13 protein-coding genes are annotated in these 19,315 nt (G+C 63.6%); 6 read left to right on the top strand and 7 right to left on the bottom strand.

The annotated features are described in order from the left end of the window. The 4 genes from B015_RS0100005 to B015_RS0100020 form a co-directional block, all read left to right on the top strand. A partial coding sequence (locus B015_RS0100005) for a DUF5801 repeats-in-toxin domain-containing protein (RefSeq protein WP_018425580.1) occupies nt 1-7,001 on the top strand: 7,001 nt, incomplete at its 5' end. A gap of 41 nt (nt 7,002-7,042) precedes the next feature. Then, complete coding sequence (locus tag B015_RS0100010; protein WP_018425581.1) at nt 7,043-7,417, top strand: hypothetical protein; 375 nt, start codon at nt 7,043-7,045, stop codon at nt 7,415-7,417. 127 nt (nt 7,418-7,544) lie between these two features. After that, nucleotides 7,545-7,874 carry a hypothetical protein gene (locus B015_RS0100015; protein ID WP_051091927.1) on the top strand — a complete coding sequence of 110 codons (330 nt, stop codon included), beginning with the start codon at nt 7,545-7,547 and terminating at the stop codon, nt 7,872-7,874. A 131-nt stretch (nt 7,875-8,005) separates the two neighbouring features. After that, nucleotides 8,006-9,229, top strand: coding sequence for a penicillin-binding protein activator (locus B015_RS0100020; RefSeq protein WP_018425583.1), 1,224 nt, complete (start codon nt 8,006-8,008; stop codon nt 9,227-9,229). An 83-nt stretch (nt 9,230-9,312) separates the two neighbouring features. Here the strand turns inward: B015_RS0100020 and B015_RS0100025 are convergent, their stop codons facing one another. Then, the gene (locus B015_RS0100025; protein WP_018425584.1) at nt 9,313-10,566 is read right to left on the bottom strand and encodes a D-amino acid dehydrogenase; all 1,254 of its coding nucleotides are present in this window, start codon (nt 10,564-10,566) and stop codon (nt 9,313-9,315) included. A gap of 14 nt (nt 10,567-10,580) precedes the next feature. Beyond that, nucleotides 10,581-11,714 (bottom strand): alanine racemase, encoded by a 1,134-nt coding sequence (alr, locus tag B015_RS0100030; RefSeq protein WP_018425585.1) that lies wholly within the window; start codon nt 11,712-11,714, stop codon nt 10,581-10,583. A 130-nt stretch (nt 11,715-11,844) separates the two neighbouring features. Between alr and B015_RS0100035 the strand changes: the two genes are divergently transcribed. Then, nucleotides 11,845-12,306: an Lrp/AsnC family transcriptional regulator gene (locus B015_RS0100035; RefSeq protein WP_018425586.1), complete on the top strand. Its 462-nt coding sequence runs from the start codon at nt 11,845-11,847 to the stop codon at nt 12,304-12,306. Between the two features lie 147 nt (nt 12,307-12,453). Here the strand turns inward: B015_RS0100035 and B015_RS0100040 are convergent, their stop codons facing one another. From B015_RS0100040 to B015_RS0100050, 3 genes are all read right to left on the bottom strand, one after another. Continuing rightward, the gene (locus tag B015_RS0100040; protein WP_018425587.1) at nt 12,454-13,887 is read right to left on the bottom strand and encodes an NAD-dependent succinate-semialdehyde dehydrogenase; all 1,434 of its coding nucleotides are present in this window, start codon (nt 13,885-13,887) and stop codon (nt 12,454-12,456) included. Nucleotides 13,888-13,975: 88 nt separating this feature from the next. Continuing rightward, nucleotides 13,976-15,097 carry an NAD(P)/FAD-dependent oxidoreductase gene (locus B015_RS0100045; RefSeq protein WP_018425588.1) on the bottom strand — a complete coding sequence of 374 codons (1,122 nt, stop codon included), beginning with the start codon at nt 15,095-15,097 and terminating at the stop codon, nt 13,976-13,978. Nucleotide 15,098: 1 nt separating this feature from the next. Beyond that, on the bottom strand, nt 15,099-15,779 hold the full coding sequence (locus tag B015_RS0100050; protein ID WP_018425589.1) for a GntR family transcriptional regulator: 681 nt from the start codon (nt 15,777-15,779) through the stop codon (nt 15,099-15,101). 290 nt (nt 15,780-16,069) lie between these two features. Between B015_RS0100050 and B015_RS0100060 the strand changes: the two genes are divergently transcribed. Next, entirely contained in the window at nt 16,070-17,440 is a 1,371-nt protein-coding gene (locus B015_RS0100060; protein WP_026226723.1) for an aspartate aminotransferase family protein, read from the top strand. Between the two features lie 111 nt (nt 17,441-17,551). Here the strand turns inward: B015_RS0100060 and B015_RS0100065 are convergent, their stop codons facing one another. Continuing rightward, entirely contained in the window at nt 17,552-18,304 is a 753-nt protein-coding gene (locus B015_RS0100065) for an SDR family oxidoreductase (RefSeq protein ID WP_018425592.1), read from the bottom strand. A gap of 78 nt (nt 18,305-18,382) precedes the next feature. Beyond that, nucleotides 18,383-19,300, bottom strand: a complete 918-nt coding sequence (gene pcaQ / locus B015_RS0100070) for a pca operon transcription factor PcaQ (protein WP_018425593.1) — start codon at nt 19,298-19,300, stop codon at nt 18,383-18,385. Nucleotides 19,301-19,315 lie beyond the last annotated feature (15 nt).

Here is a 19,315-nt window from a genome sequence, read left to right on the forward strand (position 1 = left end):
TCACGCCGGTTGCGAGCCTGTACAATGCCGAAGGCGTCAGCGCCGGCTTCAGCTATGTCATCACCGATGGCGACGGCGACACCTCGACCGCAGCGCAGCCGATTACGATCACCGATGGCGACGGTCCGACGGTTGCGGATGGCGGCACCATCACGCTGACCGTTGACGACCAGAACCTGACCGACGGCTCGACGCCCGATTCGACCCCAGTTACCGGCTCGATTGTCTTCACGCCCGGCTCGGATGCGATCGCCTCGATGGCGTTCGGCGACACAACCGGTCTCGACGGCGGCCTGACATGGACGCGTGTGTCCGACACCGAGATCGTCGGCCGCGATAGCGGCGGGACGGCAGTGGTGACGCTGACGCTGGTTCGCGACGGCAACACGGCCGAAGTGACGGTGACGCTGAACGACAATTACCGCCACAGCGGCAGCGGCGATGACCTCGCCGACCTCGGCTCGGTCAAGGTGATCGCCACCGACACCGACGGCGACACCGCTGAAGGCACCGTCAATGTCGGCGTGTCCGACGACGTGCCTCTTGCAGTCGCAGACACGGCTGTCTCGGTTGTCGAGGGCGCCGCCGCGATCGGCGGCAACGTGATGGACAATGACACGCCCGGCGCCGATGGTGCCAAGGTGACGTCGGTGACCATCGGCGGCAATGAACATGCGGTCGCCGCCGAAGGCACGACCACGGTCACGACGTCGAACGGTACCTATACGTTCCAGTCGAATGGCGCCTGGACGTTCACGCCGGTTGCCAGCCTGAACAACGCCGAAGGCGTGAGCGCCGGTTTCACCTATGTCATCACCGACGGCGACGGCGACACCTCAAGCGCGGCGCAGCCGATCACGATCACCGACGGTGCCGGACCGTCGCTGGTGGGCGAAGGGCTTTCGCTGGAGGTGAAGGAATCCGATCTCGACCTGATCAAGAATCCGAACGATCTGGCCGCAGGCGCCGTCAACGGCACGAACCCGGGCGGAACCGGTGAGACCAACAGCGGCACGCTGACCTTCCAGGCCGGATCGGATGCGCTGGTGAGCTTCGCCTTTGCCAATCCGGCATTGGTTGCCAACACGATCACGGTGACCGACGAGGCAAACAATCCGGTTGCCGTTACCTGGTCGATCGATGGTGATGGCCAGTTGGTCGGCATGATCGGTGGCGCTGTCGCTATCATCGTGGCGGTATACGGCAGCACGATCGCGGCCAACGCGCAGGGGACCGTCGGCGTCAAGGTGACGCTGACCGACAACTTCCCGCACGCCAATGGCCAGTCGGGCGATGTCAGCATCGGCGGCATCAAGGTGGTTGCCACCGACGCCGACGGCGACACGGCGACCGGCACGGTCAGCGTGACCGTCAAGGACGACGTGCCTACCGCTGGGTCGAACAATACCGTCTACCTGGATGACGAGACGGCGAACGCGACCAACGCGTCGCCGAACCCCGGCGGGGACGGCGACTACAACGGCACGCCGGCCGCAGCCACCACGGGCGTACTCAGTCACAACTATGGCGCCGATGGCGCAGGTTCGCTTCTTCTCAGCGGCGTCACGCTGCCGGTATCGGGCGGCTTCAGCTATGTGCTCAGCGAAGACAAGCTGAGCCTCACCATCATGCAGAACCAGGGTGGTTCCAACGTCGCCGTCGTCAAGGTGACGCTGGCCGACCAGACCTCCGGCTCCTACGTCGTCGAGCAGCTGAAGCCGGTCATGCACCCGACATCGGGCACGACCGAGGAGAATGTCGACTTCACCATCCGTTATGACGTTCGCGACGGTGACGGCGACGTGGCCTCGGGCGGCAGCGTTACGATCAGCGTCAATGATGACACGCCCACGATTACCGCATCCAATGATCTGCGCGAAGTGATCGTCGACGAGACCAATTTCAACGTGGATGCAAGGGTCTCGTTTGCCTCGGCCTTCACGTCTTCTTACGGAGCGGACGGCGCCGGCTCAATCAGCTACGCGCTGAGCTTCACCGGACCGGCCACCTACCTTGTCGATATCGCCACGGGCAAATCCGTGGTGCTGAGCATGGAGGACGGCCAGGTCGTCGGCCGCGCCGGCGAGGGTGGTGCGATCGTCTTCACGATCTCTGTCGATGCCGACGGCTATTTGACGGTGGACCAGATCCGGGCGATCGAGCATCCTGTAACCACCGATCCCAACGACGCGCGGCCGTTCCTGAGCGAAAACCTGCTGCAGCTCACTGCGACGATCACCGATCGGGACGGCGACAGCCGTTCGGCATCGATCAACCTCAACAACAACATCTACTTCAAGGACGACGGCCCGAGTGTTTCGGCCAACGAGACTGTGCTGCTCGACGACGACGCCTTGGCCAACGGCAATCCTGGCGGAACGGGCGACCAGCCCGACAAGGTCAATGCGTCCGGCACGCTGGGACATTCGTTCGGTGCCGACGGGGCCGGTTCCATCACCTGGCTGACCACGGGCAACCCGGCGCCGGCGGGCTTCGAATACAGGCTCAATGGCACGTCGCTCGAAGTCTGGCAGGGCGCCACCAAGGTCCTCACGGTGACGTTGAACAGCGCCACCGGCGCCTACGAAGTCACGCAGAACGCGCCGATCGCGCATGCAATCGGCGGCAACGAAAACGACCAGGCGTTCGACCTGACTTACCAGGTCAAGGACGGCGACGGCGACACGATCAACGGTACGCTGAAGATCAGCGTAAACGACGATACGCCTGTCGCGAACGACTACACCGGCGGCAGCTATGTCGAAGGTGCCGGGCCGCAGGATCTTGGCGTTGCAACTGCTGTGCTTGGGATCAAGCCAGGCGCTGATGGTCTTGGAAGCATCGTGTTCAGCAATACCGGCGGCACGACCGGCACTCTTTCGATCAACGAGGCCGGCAAGCTGATCTACACGCCGGCTGCCAATGTCGGACCGGGCGGAAAGACGGAAACGTTCAGCTACACGGTCACCGACAAGGACGGCGATGCGGTCACCAAGCAGGTGACGTTCGGCGTGACCGATACCGGCGTGACAAATGTGGCGGCGACCAATGCCTCGGTTGATGAGGACGACATCGCTGGCGCCAACGGCAATGCCGGCGGCCCTGGCGATCTGGCTTCGCCGGTTCCGAGCGGCACGATCAGCTACACGCTGGGCGCGGATGGCGGTTCGGGCGTTTCGGTCTCGCTGTCGGCCGCAGCTGTTGGCTTCACCAAGCTCGACGGCACCGCGATCAACACGTTCTGGGATGCGGCCAACAAGGTCCTGATCGGCTACGGCGGTTCCAACCAGTCCGACGTCGTGTTCAAGGTCAGCCTCTCGGCGATCGGCACATTGGCGAATTCGGCCAACAGCGCGTCTTACAATGTCGAGCTGGTGCAGCCGGTCAAGCACCCAGGTACGGACAATCCGTCGACCTCCGGCGTGACCGAGACGGCCTTCGAGGACGATCTGTCGATCTCGATTACGGCAACCGTCAAGGACGGCGACGGCAGCACCGCCACGACCGGCTTCACCGTCACCATCGACGACGACACCCCGGTCGCAGTCGGCGATACCGGTTCGCTCAACGTCGTCATCGACCAGCTGGGCGTTGAAAATGTTGTCGCCAAGTGGACCAATGTCGTGCTTGACGGCAGCGGCAGCGTGACATCGTCCGACAGCGACAATGATGGCGCTATCGATCAGATCCGTTGGGGAGGCGGCTCCCAGTCGGGCTATGGTTTCACCGATACCGCTGCTGGCCAGCTCGCCAATCTCCAGACCAACCAGCAGTTTAATCTGGGTACTTTCACCCATTTCAATCAGCCGATTACCGGCAGCTCGCTGTCGACGGCCACGCTTGAGGTAACCTTCACCGCTGTGGTCAATGGCGTTCCGACGCTGGTCGGTCCGATCAAGATCAACTTCAAACATACCGAGACACCGAACAGCAGCGATGCGGCGGCGAGCCGCGATATTGTCGAGATCACCACGCAAACAACGACGGTCAACATCGGAGGCCAGGCCTATACACTCGACGTCAAGGGCTTCATCGACGGCTCCGGCAATGTCGTGAACAAGGTCTACACCAACGAAGGTGCGGACAATCCGTTCAAGCTGGCGGTCAGCTTTGTCTCTGCCGACGGCACGTCGCTGAGTTCAAGCGGCAACGTGCTCCAGAACGATCATGCAGGCGCCGATGGTGGTCTCAAGATCGTGGGTCTGCAGGGTGTGGGTGCCGACAACGACCCGGCCGGCGGCTTCGTGGTCAACGGCCTGTATGGCAAGCTGGTTCTCCAGGCCAATGGCAGCTATGTCTACACCTTGACCGGTGACGGCGCGTCCATCCCGGCCAATGCCGTCGAGACGTTCACCTACACGGCCCAGGACGCCGACGGCGACAGGACGTCCGCTGAACTGAAGATCAACCTCAGCAAGACCGTGACCGACGTCAATCTGGCGCCGGACCTGCAGCCCAACAGCCCGACCGATATCTCGTATGACGCGGGCACTGCGGCTGTGAAGCTGCTCGCCACGGGCAGCATCACGGATGGCGACAACCCCGCCAATTTCAGCGGTGGCAAGATAACTGCCCAGATCACGTCGGGCATGGTTGCCGGCGATGGCTTGACGTTCTTCGCCGGTGGCCCGGTGTCGGTGTCGGGCAGCAACGTGCTCGTGAGCGGCGTCGTGGTCGGCACGATTTCCGGCTATGGCACCAGCAACATGACGATCACGCTCAACAGCAACGCGACCGACCCGCGTTCGGAAACGATCCTGCAGAACCTGTCGTTCTCATCAGCATCTTCAGCCGCTGTTGCCGGAGAGCGTATCGTCAAGATCACCTTCGATGACGGTGGCAACACCGGCACCGTCGGTGGAGCGAAGCAAGATTCGGTCGACGTCACTGTCACAGTGGTTCCGGACAACGATGCGCCGATCTTGAACGCCGCGCTGACGCCGACCATGGCGGCAGTCAATGAGGATGCAGGTGTACCAGTCGGCGCCGTCGGCACCGCGATTTCTGGTATCGCCGATCTGACCGGCGGTGGCGGCCTGAACAACATCACGGATCCCGACGCAGGAGCCACGGCTGGCGTCGCCGTGACGGGGCTCAATACGTCCAACGGTCAGTGGTGGTTCTCCACCGATGGCGGCGCGAACTGGTCGCTGGTTGGATCGGTTTCGAACACCAATGCGTTGCTGCTGTCGTCGGCAACCGGCCGGCTCTACTTCCAGCCGAATGCCGACTACAACGGCACGGTCTCGAACGCCGTGACGTTCCGGGCCTGGGATGGCACGGACGGCCTGGAAGGAACCAAGGTCAGCACCGCCGTCAATGGTGGCTGGTCGGCGTTCTCGACGGCTACCGATACGGCGAACATCTCCGTGAACGCGGTGAATGACGCGCCGGTCATCGGCGGAATGGGTGGAACACTGAACTATACCGAAAATGCGTCCCCCACGATCATCGACAGTTCCGTCACGGTGAGCGACGTCGACTCGGCCAACTTCAATGGTGGTTCGTTGACTGTTGCGTTTACGGCGAATGGCACGGCCGCCGATCTGCTGAGTGTCCTTGCGAATGGCTCGGGCTCGACCCGCATCGTCGTTAGTGGCAATAGCCTCCGCTACGGCGGAAATGGTCAGAGCAGCGAAATCGGCACCATCTCCGGAGGTACAAACGGCCTGCCGCTGGTGATTACCTTCAACAGCAACAACGCCACGCCGGCCGCCATCGAGCGAGTCATCGAGAGCATCGCGTTTGCGAACTCTTCCGACAACCCGAGCACGTCTCCACGTACTGTTTCGTTCACGCTGGTTGATGGTGACGGCACGGCGCTGGGCGGGGCCGATACGGCGGTGGCAACCGCAACGATCAACGTGGCTGCGGTCAACGATGCACCCACGGCCACCGGCGACAATATTGTGGCGCGTGACACAACTTTCGTCATTCCGCACTGGGCGTTGCTGTACAACGACTCGGATCCGGACAACGAGCAGCTTCTTGTCACGAGCATTTCGTCGGTCAGCAGCGGAACGGTAGTCGCCGGTGCTTCATCGGTCACGTTCACTGATACCGGAAGCAGTGTTGGCGGATACTTCTACTACCGAGCCAGCGATGGTTCGCTCACCAGCAGCAGCGTCGAGGTGGATATCAGCCGCGACACCAGCGGTGCGATCGATGGTACCGGCGGCAACGACATTCTCATTGGAACAGCCGGTATCGATACGCTGAATGGCAATGACGGCGCAGACATCCTGATTGGCAATGGCGGCAACGACATTCTCAACGGAGGTAACGGCGATGACATTCTTGTCGGTGGTGCCGGAAACGATCAGCTGAATGGTGGAGCCGGGAACGACACGGCCTCGTATATTGACAGCACGGTGTCGGTCCGGATCAATCTGGACGACAGCGGCAATGCAACGACCGATACGTCGAGCTCGACGCCAACCCATGGCCAGGTCGGCGGTGATGCGTATGGCGACGACCTGACCAGCATCGAAAATCTGACCGGCGGCTCGGCCGGCGATTACCTTGCCGGCAACAGTTCGGCAAACGTGCTCATAGGAATGGGAGGCGACGACTTCCTGTTCGGCGAAGGCGGCAACGACACGCTCTATGGTGGTACCGGCGATGACTATCTCAATGGTGGCACCGGATCCGACACCATGACGGGTGGCGAGGGCGCCGACACCTTCGTCATCAGCGCCGATGCGATCAGTGGCTCGATCGATGACATCATCACCGACTTCAATCCGAGCCAGGGTGATGTGCTCGACCTCAGCGAACTGCTGAAGAACATTTCTTCAGGCACGAACCTTGAGACCAGTGGCTATGTGAAGATTGAGCAGAGTGGGCTGGATTCGATCGTCAGTGTCGACGTCAATGGCAATGGCGACAACTACCAGCAGGTCGCTGTGCTCAAGGACTTCACCTACAACAGCGCCGTCAGCGATACGATCAAGGTGTTGTTCGAAGATAATGCGGGCAACAAGCATTCCGATAATGTATGAGTATGGAAGGGGACGTTTGAAACAGGACTGACAGAGTTTAGATGACGGGTGAGCAGCCGGACGCTGAGGACCGGGAGGCGGACGCACTGCCTCTCGTCCCGATGGTTGATAGCGGTGCCTTGCAGGTGGAGCAGCTATTCGAAAACCTGCCTGTGCTCGCCCCGGCGCCGCTGCCGGTGATCGAGCAGGTGGCGCTGGGCGAGATATTGTCGGACGCGCTGTTCGGCGACATCATCGAAATGTCTGATCTGATCCCGCATTTGTTCGATCACGGCCCCGAGCAGCTTTCGCCGTTCGGGGTTGTCGAGACGGGCCTGTCGCCGATGGCGGACACCTTTGCCGACAACTCGGCCAACGTGCTGCCGTTCAGCATCTTTTTCGAGGAAGACGACACTTCGGGCCACGGTCTGATTTGAGTTGCATGCGCCCGGACGTTGCGGGCGACCATTTGGATGGCGGCGGCCGGCAGCCGCATGCCGGTGAGGAGAGGGACTTCTGATGGCTTTCAACTGGAAGAAGCGGTCGGCAATTGTCGGCCTTTGCATGGCTGCGTTTGCCGGCCAGGCCGTGGCTGCCGATCTCGTCGGCGTGCCGACGGCGGACTATTGCCGTGTCGCCGGCACGTCCAATCTGGCGCTCAACGAGAATGTCGGCGAGCTCAGGACCGAAGTCGTGCGTCTGATGGACGAGGCGGTGGATGCCGCCAACAGCTCGCAGTGGATCGATTCCAAGCGGCCGGTCTTCCTCTGGGCCTCGGAAGCCAAGGTCGCCTGCGGCAAGGCCTATGGCTACCTCAAGAACAACTATCGCGACGAAGATTATCTCAACAAGTGCGAGTGCTTCCACAGCCGCATGGTCGAGTACATGCATTGAGTTTCAGCCGTGCCGGCTCTCGGCACGGCCTGTCCTCCGCTGCGGGACGCGCGCATGACCCCTCCTGCAAGGCGGTACCGCCTGCTTGGGTCAGGCCTGTCACTGTTTTTTCTGTCCGGAATGGCAATCTGATGAGCGGGCATTCAGGATCTTCGAAGCGCCCGTCGCGCTCCCGCCTGCCTCGCGCCGTTCTGGTGGCGTTGATGCTCGCCTTGTCGGCCTGCCAGTCGGGCAACGATGAGGTGCTGGGCCTGGCAGGGGATGGAGCAGCAGTGCAAGATGCTGCGCCGACAGCTCCTGCAAAGGCCGGGCCGTCCAGATCGGCCGAGACGCTGGGCAAGGGCCCGGTCAAGGTGTCGATGCTGCTGCCGCTGTCGGCTCCGGGCACTGCCGGTGATGGCGGCCGCAAGATGCGCGATGCCGCAGTGCTCGCCATGGCCGATCTCGGCAACGACCTCATCACCCTCAACGTCGAGGACACCGCCGGCGACGACGGCCGCGCCCGTTCGCTGGCGACAGGCGCGCTGGCATCGGGTGCCAAGCTTGTCATCGGCCCAACCGAACCGGGCGCCGTACGCCAGCTGGCCGGGATATCGGGCACCAACCGGCCGCTGGTGCTGGCGCTCGCCGAAAACTACACCGGCGCGCCGGGCGTCTACTCCGTCAGGTTGAACGAGGCCGATAGTGCTGCTGCCGGTGCTGCCGCTATCGCAGCCAAGGGCGCGCGCAAATTCGTGCTGTTCATGGCCGAGGGCGAAGCCGGCAAGGCGACCGAGAAGCGTGTCGCCAACAGCCTGTCGATCTATGGCGCGTCACTGGCCGTGGCGCTGCCTTACGGTCCGTCCACGGGCGGGTCTGAGAAGGCGGTTGCCGACATGACCGCACTGGTCAGCGACCCCCAGGGCATCGTCATTGCGTCAGGCAGCGCCAATCCGGCGCCGCTGGTCGCAGCGCTCAGGGCCAGGGGCCTGCTCGGCAAGGGTATCACGCTGGTCGGCTCCAACCGCTGGATCGAGCATGGCCTCGACGACCCGACGCTGCAGGGCGCCTATATCGCGACCCTCGACAGCAACGAGATCGGCCCGATCGCCGAGCGCTTCCGCAAGACCTACAATTACGAGCCCGACGTCAACGTCGCTTATGGCTACGACACGGTGGCGCTGGCCGCCGGCATCGCGAGCGCGCTCGGGCCCAAAGGTTTCACCAAGAAGGTGATCGAGAGCCCGACCGGCTTCCGGGGCTCGACCGGCGTGTTCCGTTTTCGCGAGGATGGCGCCGGCGAACGCGCCATGCCGTTCTTCCGCATCGACAAGGGCAAGCTCAAGCTGGTCGAGAAGTCGACGGCGGGTTTCTAGTCGGCACAATCGTCCTGGCAGCTACGAAAAAGGCGCCGGAGCGGAAGCTCCGACGCCTTTAGGGTCACCTCTCTACGACAGGTTTATGCGTAGCGCGAAAGCGACAGGTCGGCCACGTCGATCTCGGGGCGGACGCCGCCGATCATGTCGGCCAGCACGCGGCCCGAGCCGCAGGCCATGGTCCATCCCAGCGTGCCGTGGCCGGTGTTGAGGTAGAAATTGTCGAACTTGGCGCGTCCGATGACCGGCGTGCCGTCTGGTGTCATCGGGCGGAGGCCACTCCAGAAGCTGGCGCGGCTCTGGTCGGCGGCGCCGCCGAACAGGTCCTCGACCGAGAACTGCAGCGTCGCCTTGCGCGATGGCGACAGATCGGTGTTGAAGCCGGCGATCTCGGCCATGCCGCCGACACGGATGCGGTCACCCAGGCGCGTGATGGCGATCTTGTAGGTATCGTCCATGATGGTCGACACCGGCGCCTTGCTCTCGTCGACGATCGGAACCGTGATCGAATAGCCCTTGACCGGATAGACCGGAACCTTGAGACCGAGCGGCTTGACCAAGGCAGGTGTGAAGCTGCCGAGCGCGCCGACGAAAGTGTCGGCCTCGAATTCGCCGGCCGACGTGCGCACGGCAACGATGCGGTTGCCTTCCTGGCGCAGGCCTTCCAGCTTCACATTGTAGCGGAACTCGACGCCGAGGCCTTCGGCAAGCTTCGCCAGCTCGTTGGTGAACTTGAAGCAGTCGCCGGTCTCGTCATTGGGCAGGCGCAGGCCGCCGGCGATCTTCTCGCGCACCGGAGCAAGGCCTGGTTCTGCCGCGATGCAGCCCGAGGGGTCGAGCACTTCATAGGGCACGCCGTCGCTCTTCAGCACCTCGATGTCCTTGGCCATGCCGTCGAGCTGCTTCTGGTAGCGGAACAGCTGCAGCGTGCCCTGCGTGCGGTGGTCGTATTCGATACCGGTGTCGTCGCGCAGATTGATCAGCTGGTCGCGGCTGTATTCGGCAAGGCGCACCATGCGGCTCTTGTTCAGGGCATAGCGGGCCGAGGTGCAGTTGCGCAGCATCGACGTCACCCAGCTCCAGGTCTTGATGTCGAGCATCGGCTGGATGATCAGTGGGGCGTGCTTCATGAACACCCACTTGATCGCCTTCTGCGGAATGCCGGGGGCGGCCCAGGGCGAGGCATAGCCGGGCGAGATCTCGCCGGCATTGGCGAAGCTGGTCTCCAGCGCCGGGCCCGACTGGCGGTCGAGCACGGTGACCTTGTGGCCGGCCTTGGCCAGATAGTAGGCGGAGGTGACGCCGATGACGCCGGCGCCGAGGATGACTATGCGCATGATTGCCCCTGTGGTTAGCGCGCTGCCGGGCTCAGGTAGCGGCGGTCGTAACGCCGGCCCAGGCTGGTCAGGATTTCGTAGGAAATGGTGCCGGCGTCCGCCGCGATAGCCTCGAGCGACTGGTGCGGGCCGATCAGCTCGACCATGCTGCCGAGCTTCAGCGCGCCTGGCTCGAGCGCGGTCACGTCGAGGATGATGCTGTCCATCGATACGCGGCCGACGATGGGCAGGCGCACGCCGCCGAAATAGGCGGCACCGGAATTGCTGAGATGGCGGGGCAGGCCGTCGGCATAACCGGCGACGATGGTGGCCAGCCGCATCTCGGTCTTGGCAACGAAGCTCGCGCCATAGCCGATCTCGGCCCCTTCGGGCACGGTGCGGGTCTGGACCACGCGAATGTCCAGCCGCACCACCTGATGCATCGGGTTGTCGTGGCCGTCCAGCGGCGCGCCGCCATAAAGTGCTATGCCCGGGCGCGCCAGGTCGCCGCGATAGTCTTCGCCGAGGAAGATACCGGCCGAGTTGGCGAACGACAGTTTGGCGTCGCCAAAGCGCTTGCGGATGGCCTTCATGCGGCCAAGCTGGCGCGGATTGGCGTCGTGCTCGGGCTCGTCGCCGCAGGCAAGGTGGCTCATGATGATGTCGACATGGACGCCATCAAGCCGTTCCGGTTCGGCCAGCAGGGTGTCGACTTCCTGTGGCTCGAGGCCGAGCCGCGACATGCCGGTGTCGACCTGTATGACTGCCGGCAGCGTCTTGCCGAGCGCCCTGGCAGTCGCCGTCCAGTTGGCCACCTGCTCCAGCGAGTTCAGCACGGGCACGATGCCGAGCGCTGCGCAATCATCCTCGCTGCCCGGCAGCAGGCCGTTCAGCACCAGGATGCGCGCGTCGCTGCGGAGATAGGGCTTGAGGCGGAGCGCCTCGATGAAATGGGCGACGAAGAAGTCGCGGCAGCCGGCGTTGTAAAGCGCCGGTGCGACATGGGCGACACCGAGCCCGTAGGCGTCAGCCTTGACCACGGCGGCGGCGCGCGACGGCGCGGCCCGGCGGACCAGCTCTTCGTAATTGGCAACGAGCGCTGCAAGATCGATGGTCAGCACTCCGCAGGCGGCACGGCTTTCGATATCGTTCTGCACGGTCGTATCCATCAGGGAAAAGGTCCTCGCCAACCCCAGAATGATACCGCAACGATCGGCGAAAATCTTGCCAATGTGGCGAAGCTTGTGCGAACGGAGTTCAGTTCGTGAAATTTTCGTCGCCAGTTTGGAAGGAAATGCGATGCCCTCGCTCGACACGATAGACCGTGGCATCATCCGTGCCCTCAGGGCCAATGCGCGTATCAGCAATGCCAAACTGGCGGCCGAGGTCGGGCTGTCGCCGTCGGCGTGCCTGCGGCGGGTGCAGATCCTGGAGCAGGAAGGCGTGATCCGCGGCTACACCGCGCTGCTCGGCAACGCCGCGAGCGAGGAGGGCATCGCCGTCATGGTGCAGATCACGCTCGAGCGACAGACCGAGGATTACTTCAACCGCTTCGAGTTGGCGGTGCGGCGGCACCCTGAAATCAAGGAGTGCTACCTGATGACCGGCGATTCCGACTATTTCCTGCGCGTCGAGGTCGAGAGTGCTGGCGATTTCGAGCGCGTGCACAAGGAAATCCTGTCGGCTCTGCCGGGGCTCGCGCGCATCCATTCAAGCTTCTCGATCCGCAACGTGCTGCAGTCGAAAAGGCCGAAGGCTTAGAGCAATTCCAGGAAAAGTGCGCAGCGGTTTTCCGTCCTGAATTGCGCAAAAACAAAGAGATAGAGGGTTTGCGCTACTCGAAGAAAAGCGGAACGCTCTCGTGAAGAAAACCCGGCGTCGCTTGCGACGCCGGGTTTTTTCTCGACCTCAGGCGCCGGCCTGGGTCACGAACTTGGTGATCAGATAGGCCTCAAGCGCCTCCGAGCCGCCTTCCGAGCCGTAGCCGCTGTCCTTGATGCCGCCGAACGGCACCTCAGGCAGAGCGAGGCCGAGATGGTTGACTGTCAGCATGCCGGTCTCGATCTCGGCGCTGAGGTCGGTGATCGTCTTGCTCGACTTGGCGAAAGCGTAGGCCGCAAGCCCGAAGGGCAGGCGGTTGGCCTCGGCAACGACGTCGTCGAAGCTCTTGAACGGCATCACCAGGGCGACGGGGCCGAACGGCTCCTCGTTCATGATGCGCATGTCGGGGCGCAGGCCGGTCAGTACGGTCGGCTCGAAATAGGAACCCTTGTTGCCGATGCGCTTGCCGCCGGTCTCGATCCTGGCGCCGTCGCTGACGGCATCGTTGATCAGCTTCTCGACCGCTTCCAGGCGGCGCTCATTGACCAGCGGGCCCATGCGGGTGCCGTCTGCAAGGCCGTCGCCGACCTTCACCGCTTTGGCATGCTCGACGAACTTGCCGAGGAAGCGGTCATAGGAGCCCTCCTGGATCAGGAAGCGCGTCGGCGACACGCAGACCTGTCCGGCATTGCGGAACTTCGAGCCGGCGAGCGTCGCGGCCGCATGGTCGATGTCGGCGTCGTCGAACACCATCGCTGGCGCATGGCCGCCGAGTTCCATCGTGGCGCGCTTCATGTGCTGACCGGCGAGGGCCGCGAGATGTTTGCCGACAGGCACCGAGCCGGTGAACGACACCTTGCGGATGACGGGATGCGGCACGAGGTAGCCGGAAATCTCAGGCGGGTTGCCGTAGACGAGGTTGAGCACGCCGTCGGGCAGGCCGGCATCCTTGAAGATGTCGCCGAGGAAGGCGGGAGAGCCGGGGGTCTCTTCCGGCGGCTTGACGATGATCGAGCAACCGGTGGCAAGGGCTGCGCCGATCTTGCGCACCGCCTGTGAAACCGGGAAGTTCCACGGTGTGAACGCCGCCACCGGGCCGACCGGCTCCTTGATGACGAGCTGGGTGATGCCGGCGGCGCGGGCGGGCACGACGCGGCCATAGGTGCGGCGACCTTCCTCGGCGAACCAGTCGATCAGGTCGGCCGACGACAGCACTTCCATCTTCGATTCGGCGAAGGGCTTGCCCTGCTCGACCGACAGGACCTCAGCGATGGTGTCGGCGCGCTCGCGCATCAGGTCGGCGGCGCGGCGCATGATCTTGGAGCGCTCATAGGCCGAAACCTTGCGCCACAGCTTGAAGCCGCGATCGGCGGCGGCCAGCGCGCGGTCGAGATCGGCCTTGCCGGCGGACGCGACCCGGCCGATCACCTCGTTGGTGGCGGGATTGTAGATGTCGATGGTCTTGCCACCTTCGGCAGGGGTCCACTTGCCGTCGATGAACAGGTTTACATCAGGATACATGGTCGGTCCTTGCTGGTATGGGCGGAAGCTGGTGTGGCGGGTCGAGGCCTGCGTCGTGCTGGCCTAGACGCGATTTGGATCGGTCGCGCTAGATATAGGTTGGTCCAATCTTTTGGACCACAAGTTCGGCGATGGCGAGCGACGAGGTCAGCCCGGGGCTTTCGATGCCAAACAGGTTGATCAGGCCGGAGACACCGTGCGTCTCCGGTCCCTGAATGACGAAGTCGGCGGCCGGATCGCCGGGGCCCGACAGCTTGGGCCGGATGCCGCTATAGGTCGGGCTGAGCCCGCCATCGGCGAGACCGGGCCAGTATCTGCGGATTTCGCCATAGAAATGGTCGGCGCGGCGCGGGTCGACCGTGTAGTCCTTGTCGTCAATCCATTCGACATCCGGGCCGAAGCGCATGCCGCCATTAAGGTCTAGCGTCAGGTGCACGCCGAGCCCGCCCGGTTCAGGAACGGGATAGATCAACCGCGAAAAAGCCGGCTTGCCGGTGACGGAGAAATAGCTGCCGCGGGCATAACGCAGCGACGGCACGAATGTAGGGTCGAGGCCTTCGAGCGATGCGGCCAGCTTGTTGGCTCCTAGGCCCGCGGCATTGACGAAATGCCGCGCAGCGATCTCGAAGGAAGCGCCGGTCGATGTATCCTGCGTCTGCAGCACGAACAGGCCGCCGTCGATCCGCCCCGACACGATCTCGGTGTTGAGGCTGAGGAAGGCGCCGCCATCTTCCGCCTCGCCGAGCAGGGCCAGCATCAACGCATGGCTGTCGATGATGCCGGTCGATGGCGAATGCACCGCGGCATGACAGGTGAGCGACGGCTCCATCGCCATCGTCTCGGACGCGCTCAGCATCACCAGGTCGTCGACGCCGTTGGCCTTTGCCTTGGCGATGATGCCTGCCAGCGTCGCCTGCTGTTCCGGCAGGGTTGCCACGATCAGCTTGCCGCAGCGCTTGTGCGGGATGCTGCGCTCGGCGGCATAAGCATAGAGCCTGTCGCGCCCGGCAACGCACAGCTTCGCCTTCAGGCTGCCTTCCGGATAATAGATGCCGGCATGGATGACCTCGGAATTGCGCGAGCTGGTCTCGGTGCCGATGGCGTCCGCCGCCTCGACAATGATCGTCTCCATGCCGCGGCTGGCAAGTTCGCGGGCGACCGCAAGGCCGATGACGCCGGCGCCGGCAACGATGCAATCGACGGTGTCCATGTCAGTCTCCGGCCGGCTTGAGGGCGGCAAGGCGGTCGATGATGACCGAACTCGCACCCTTGATGTCGTCGACAATGGCGCGTTCGGCGCCGTCGGCATCACGCGCTTCGATCGCCGCCAGAAGCGCGTGGTGATGGTCGATCATCGTCCGTCCGCCATGTTCGTAGGACGCCGCGATCAGCGGCCCCATCTGCAGCCACAGGCGACCGAGGATGCCGCGCAAAACGGCCATGTCGGCGATCTCGGCCAGTGCGAAATGGAAGGTCTGATTCAGTTCGAGCGCCCCGCTCCAGTCCTCGATCGCGATGGCGTGCTCGTTCCGGTCGATCAAGTCGCGCAGCCTGGCGATATCATCGGGCGTCGCCTTCAACGCCGCCTCGCGCGCGCCGAGCCCTTCGAGCTTCACCCTGATCTGGCGAATCTCGAGATAGCGCTCCAGCGTCATCACGGGCACGCGCACCTCGCGCGCCGACTTCTGCACCAGCGCCTCGTCCTGGATCAGCCTGAGGATCGCGTCGCGCACCGGCGTCACGCTGGTACCCAGTGACTGGGCGAGATCGCGGATGGTCAGCCGCGCACCGGGAGCGAAGCGGCCTCTGATCAGCGCCTCCGACAGTTGGCCGTAGACGACCTCGCCGAGATTGTCGTGCGCCACCGCCTGGAAGCCGAAAGTCTCGTTCATCGCCCGGTCTCGCTGTCCGGCATCCGGTCCTGAAGCCCATCTTCGGAGAGGATGCCGCCTGGTTTCAAGCGGCCGTGTGTCCCTTTGTTGGTACCGGCCAGACGCGAGGCCGTGGCCTCATCTGGCCCGCCGGTGCGCCGTCTCTGGCCCTTGACATTGGTCCACACGAAAAACATGATGCATCAAACAGCAATTTGCGGATTTTGCAAGCGGTCGCCCGAACAGGCGAGTGCGAAATCAACGACATCGTCGCCTATCAGGCAACGCCCCACCCAACCAAGGAAACGACAATGGACAGCCAGCCCAATTCGCCCGAGGCGCGCGACAAGAAATTCCACATGCACGCCTACACCAATGCTCGCCGCCACCAGGAGGTCGGACCGCTGATCATCGAAAAGGGCGACGGCATCTATGTCGAGGACATCTCGGGCAAGCGCTACATCGAGGCGATGTCGGGCCTGTGGAGCGTTGGCGTTGGCTTCTCCGAGCAACGCCTCGTCGATGCCGCGACCAGGCAGATGGCCAAGCTACCCTTCTACCACAACTTCACCCACAAGGGTCACTCGCCGGTGATCGACCTCGCCGAGAAGCTGGTGACGATGGCGCCGGTGCCGATGAGCAAGGCGTTCTTCACCAACTCCGGATCCGAGGCCAACGACACGGCCATGAAAATGATCTGGTATCGCTCCAACGCGCTTGGTCAGCCTGAGCGCAAGAAGATCATCTCGCGCAAGCGCGCCTATCACGGCGTCACCATTGCTTCGGCCAGCCTCACCGGCCTGCCCTACAACCACATGTCCTTCGACCTGCCGATCGCCAACGTGCTGCATACTTCGTCGCCGCACCATTGGCGCGAGGCGCTGCCCGGCGAGACCGAGCAGCAGTTCTCGACGCGCCTCGCCGACGATCTCGAAAAGCTGATTCTGGCCGAGGGTCCTGAGACCATCGCCGCCTTCTTCGGCGAGCCGGTCATGGGTGCGGGCGGCGTAGTCGTTCCGCCGGCCGGCTATTGGGAGAAGATCCAGGCAGTTCTGAAGAAGTACGACATCCTGCTCGTCGCCGACGAAGTCATCTGCGGCTTCGGCCGCACCGGCAACATGTTCGGCACCGAGACCTACGCCATGCAGCCCGACATCATGGTCATGTCGAAGCAGATCTCGTCGTCCTATCTGCCGATCTCGGCGATGCTGATCAACGACAAGGTGTTCGAGCCGCTCGCCGACGAAAGCAACCGCATCGGCACCTTCGGCCACGGCTTCACCGCCGGCGGCCATCCGGTGGCGGCGGCCGTTGCACTTGAGAACATCAACATCATCGAGGAGCGCAACCTCGTCGCCAACGCCCGCGAGGTCGGCGCCCACATGCAGAAGCGCCTGGCGCGTGTCGCCTCGCACGATCTCGTCGGCGAAGTCCGCGGCGTGGCCCTCATCGGCGCCATGGAGCTTGTCGCAGACAAGGCGACCAAGGCGCCCTGGGGCAACGTCGGCGCGCTCGGCGGCCTGGTCAACGGCATCCTCCAGCAGAACGGCATCATCTCCCGCAACATGGGCGACTCGCTCGCCTTCTGCCCGCCGCTGATCATCAACGACAAGCAGGTCGATGACATCTTCGACGCCGTCGAGAAGTCGCTCGACGAGGCCGCCAAGCAGGTCAAGGCCTGATCGCAGGGAACAGTCCGCATCAGCAGAAAGCCCGCCATCTGGCGGGCTTTTTTGTTGGCGACGGTACGTGAGAGGGACCTTCTCCCGCGGGAGGAGAAGGAAGGGCGACCCTCAGACGTGCTGGCCGCCGTTGATATGGATCTCGGCGCCGGTGACATAGGATGACTGGCCCGAGCACAGGAAATATATGATGTCGGCCACTTCTGACGTCGCGCCCAGCCGGCGCATCGGGATCTGCTCGACGATCTTGTCGGTGCCCGGCGACAGGATCGCCGTGTCGATCTCGCCGGGGGCAATCGCGTTGACGCGGATGCCATGCGGACCGAAGTCGGCGGCCATCTCGCGCGTCAGCGCGCCGAGTGCCGCCTTCGACGTCGCATAGGCCGCCCCGGCAAAGGGGTGGACGCGGGTGCCGGCGATGGAGGTGACGTTGACCACCGAGCCCTTGGCGGCCGCCAGCTCCTTGAACAGGCCGCGCGCTAGCATGATCGGCGCCAGGAAATTGACCTGGAACACATCGCGCCAGACATGCATCGGCGTGTCGATGGAGTTCATGCGCGCGCCGCCCTGCATCTTGGGAGAGATGCCGGCATTGTTGACCAGCGCGTGCAGCATGCCGCCTTCCTTCTCCAGCCGCTGGCGGATTTCGGAAACAGCGCTGCCGACGTCGCCCTGGTCGGCGAGGTCGACCTTGATGTGGTCTTCAGGGCCGGCGGGCCAGGGGCAATCGTCCGAGAATGCCTGGCGCGAGCAGGTGATGACGCGCCAGCCTTCGCGCGAAAAGCGCTTCACCGTCGCATGGCCGATGCCCCGGCTGGCTCCGGTCAAAACGATCGTCTTTCGCCCTTCGGTCTTTTCGGCCATCACATCCTCATTTCAAGCTTAGTGCGTATGTAGCGGATGCATTCCGGCTTTACGAGGGGGCACGGCCGACGGCGGCGTTCAGCCGCGCTCGGCGGCAGCTTGGCGGATCGTCTTGAGCAGGATCGAAAACGACGCCGTTGGCTGCGTGTCTGTTCGCATCGTCAGCCCCACCGACCCGCGTGTCTCGCCGGTGTCGACGGGAAGCGTCTTCAGCGTGCCGGCCTTGATGTCGTCGCTGACCACGCCATGCGAGATGATCCACACGGCATCGCTCTGGCGCACGAAAGCGCGGCCGAACGAGTCCGACACCGTTTCGATTTCCGTCGGTATCGAAGCCACGCCGTGAATGATGAAGAAGCGCTCGACAAAGGGCCGGATGATCGAGCCGCGCGTCGGCATCAACAGCGGGAATTCGCTCAACCGCTCGAACACGTCTTCGCTGCCCTTCAGCAGCGGATGGCCGGCGCGCACGACGAACACCACCTGCTCTGAATAGAGGTGCTCGAAGAAGAAGCCGGTCATCTTCTCGGGCGCGGCAAGCCGCCCGACGACGAGGTCGAGTTCGCCGAGCCGGAGCTGCTCCAGAAGCACGGCGTTTTCGCCGGTCACGATCTTGATCGCCGCCCCTGTTTCTTCCGCCAGGAACAGGCTCATGGCGCGCGGCATGATATGGGCCGAGACCGTCGGCAGTGCACCGATGCGGATCGGCGGGCCCTTTTCGGCGCGGGAGTTGGCAACGGAATCGATGCCCTGGCGCAACGCGGTGATCGCCATGCCGGCATGTTGCATGAACACTTCGCCCGAACGCGTGATCCTGATGCTGCGGCCGTCGAGCTCGAAGAGGGCAACGCCCAGCACTTCTTCCAGTTCGCGGATCGTCTTGGTCACCGCCGGCTGGCTGACATTGAGCAGCCCGGCCGCCTTGACCACGCTTTTCTGGCGCGCGACTTCTAGGAAGGTCTGGAGGTGGCGGAGCCTGACACGGCTTTCGACCATGGGATTTTCATAACC

The organism is Hoeflea sp. 108 (assembly GCF_000372965.1).
Classification (GTDB): domain Bacteria; phylum Pseudomonadota; class Alphaproteobacteria; order Rhizobiales; family Rhizobiaceae; genus Aminobacter.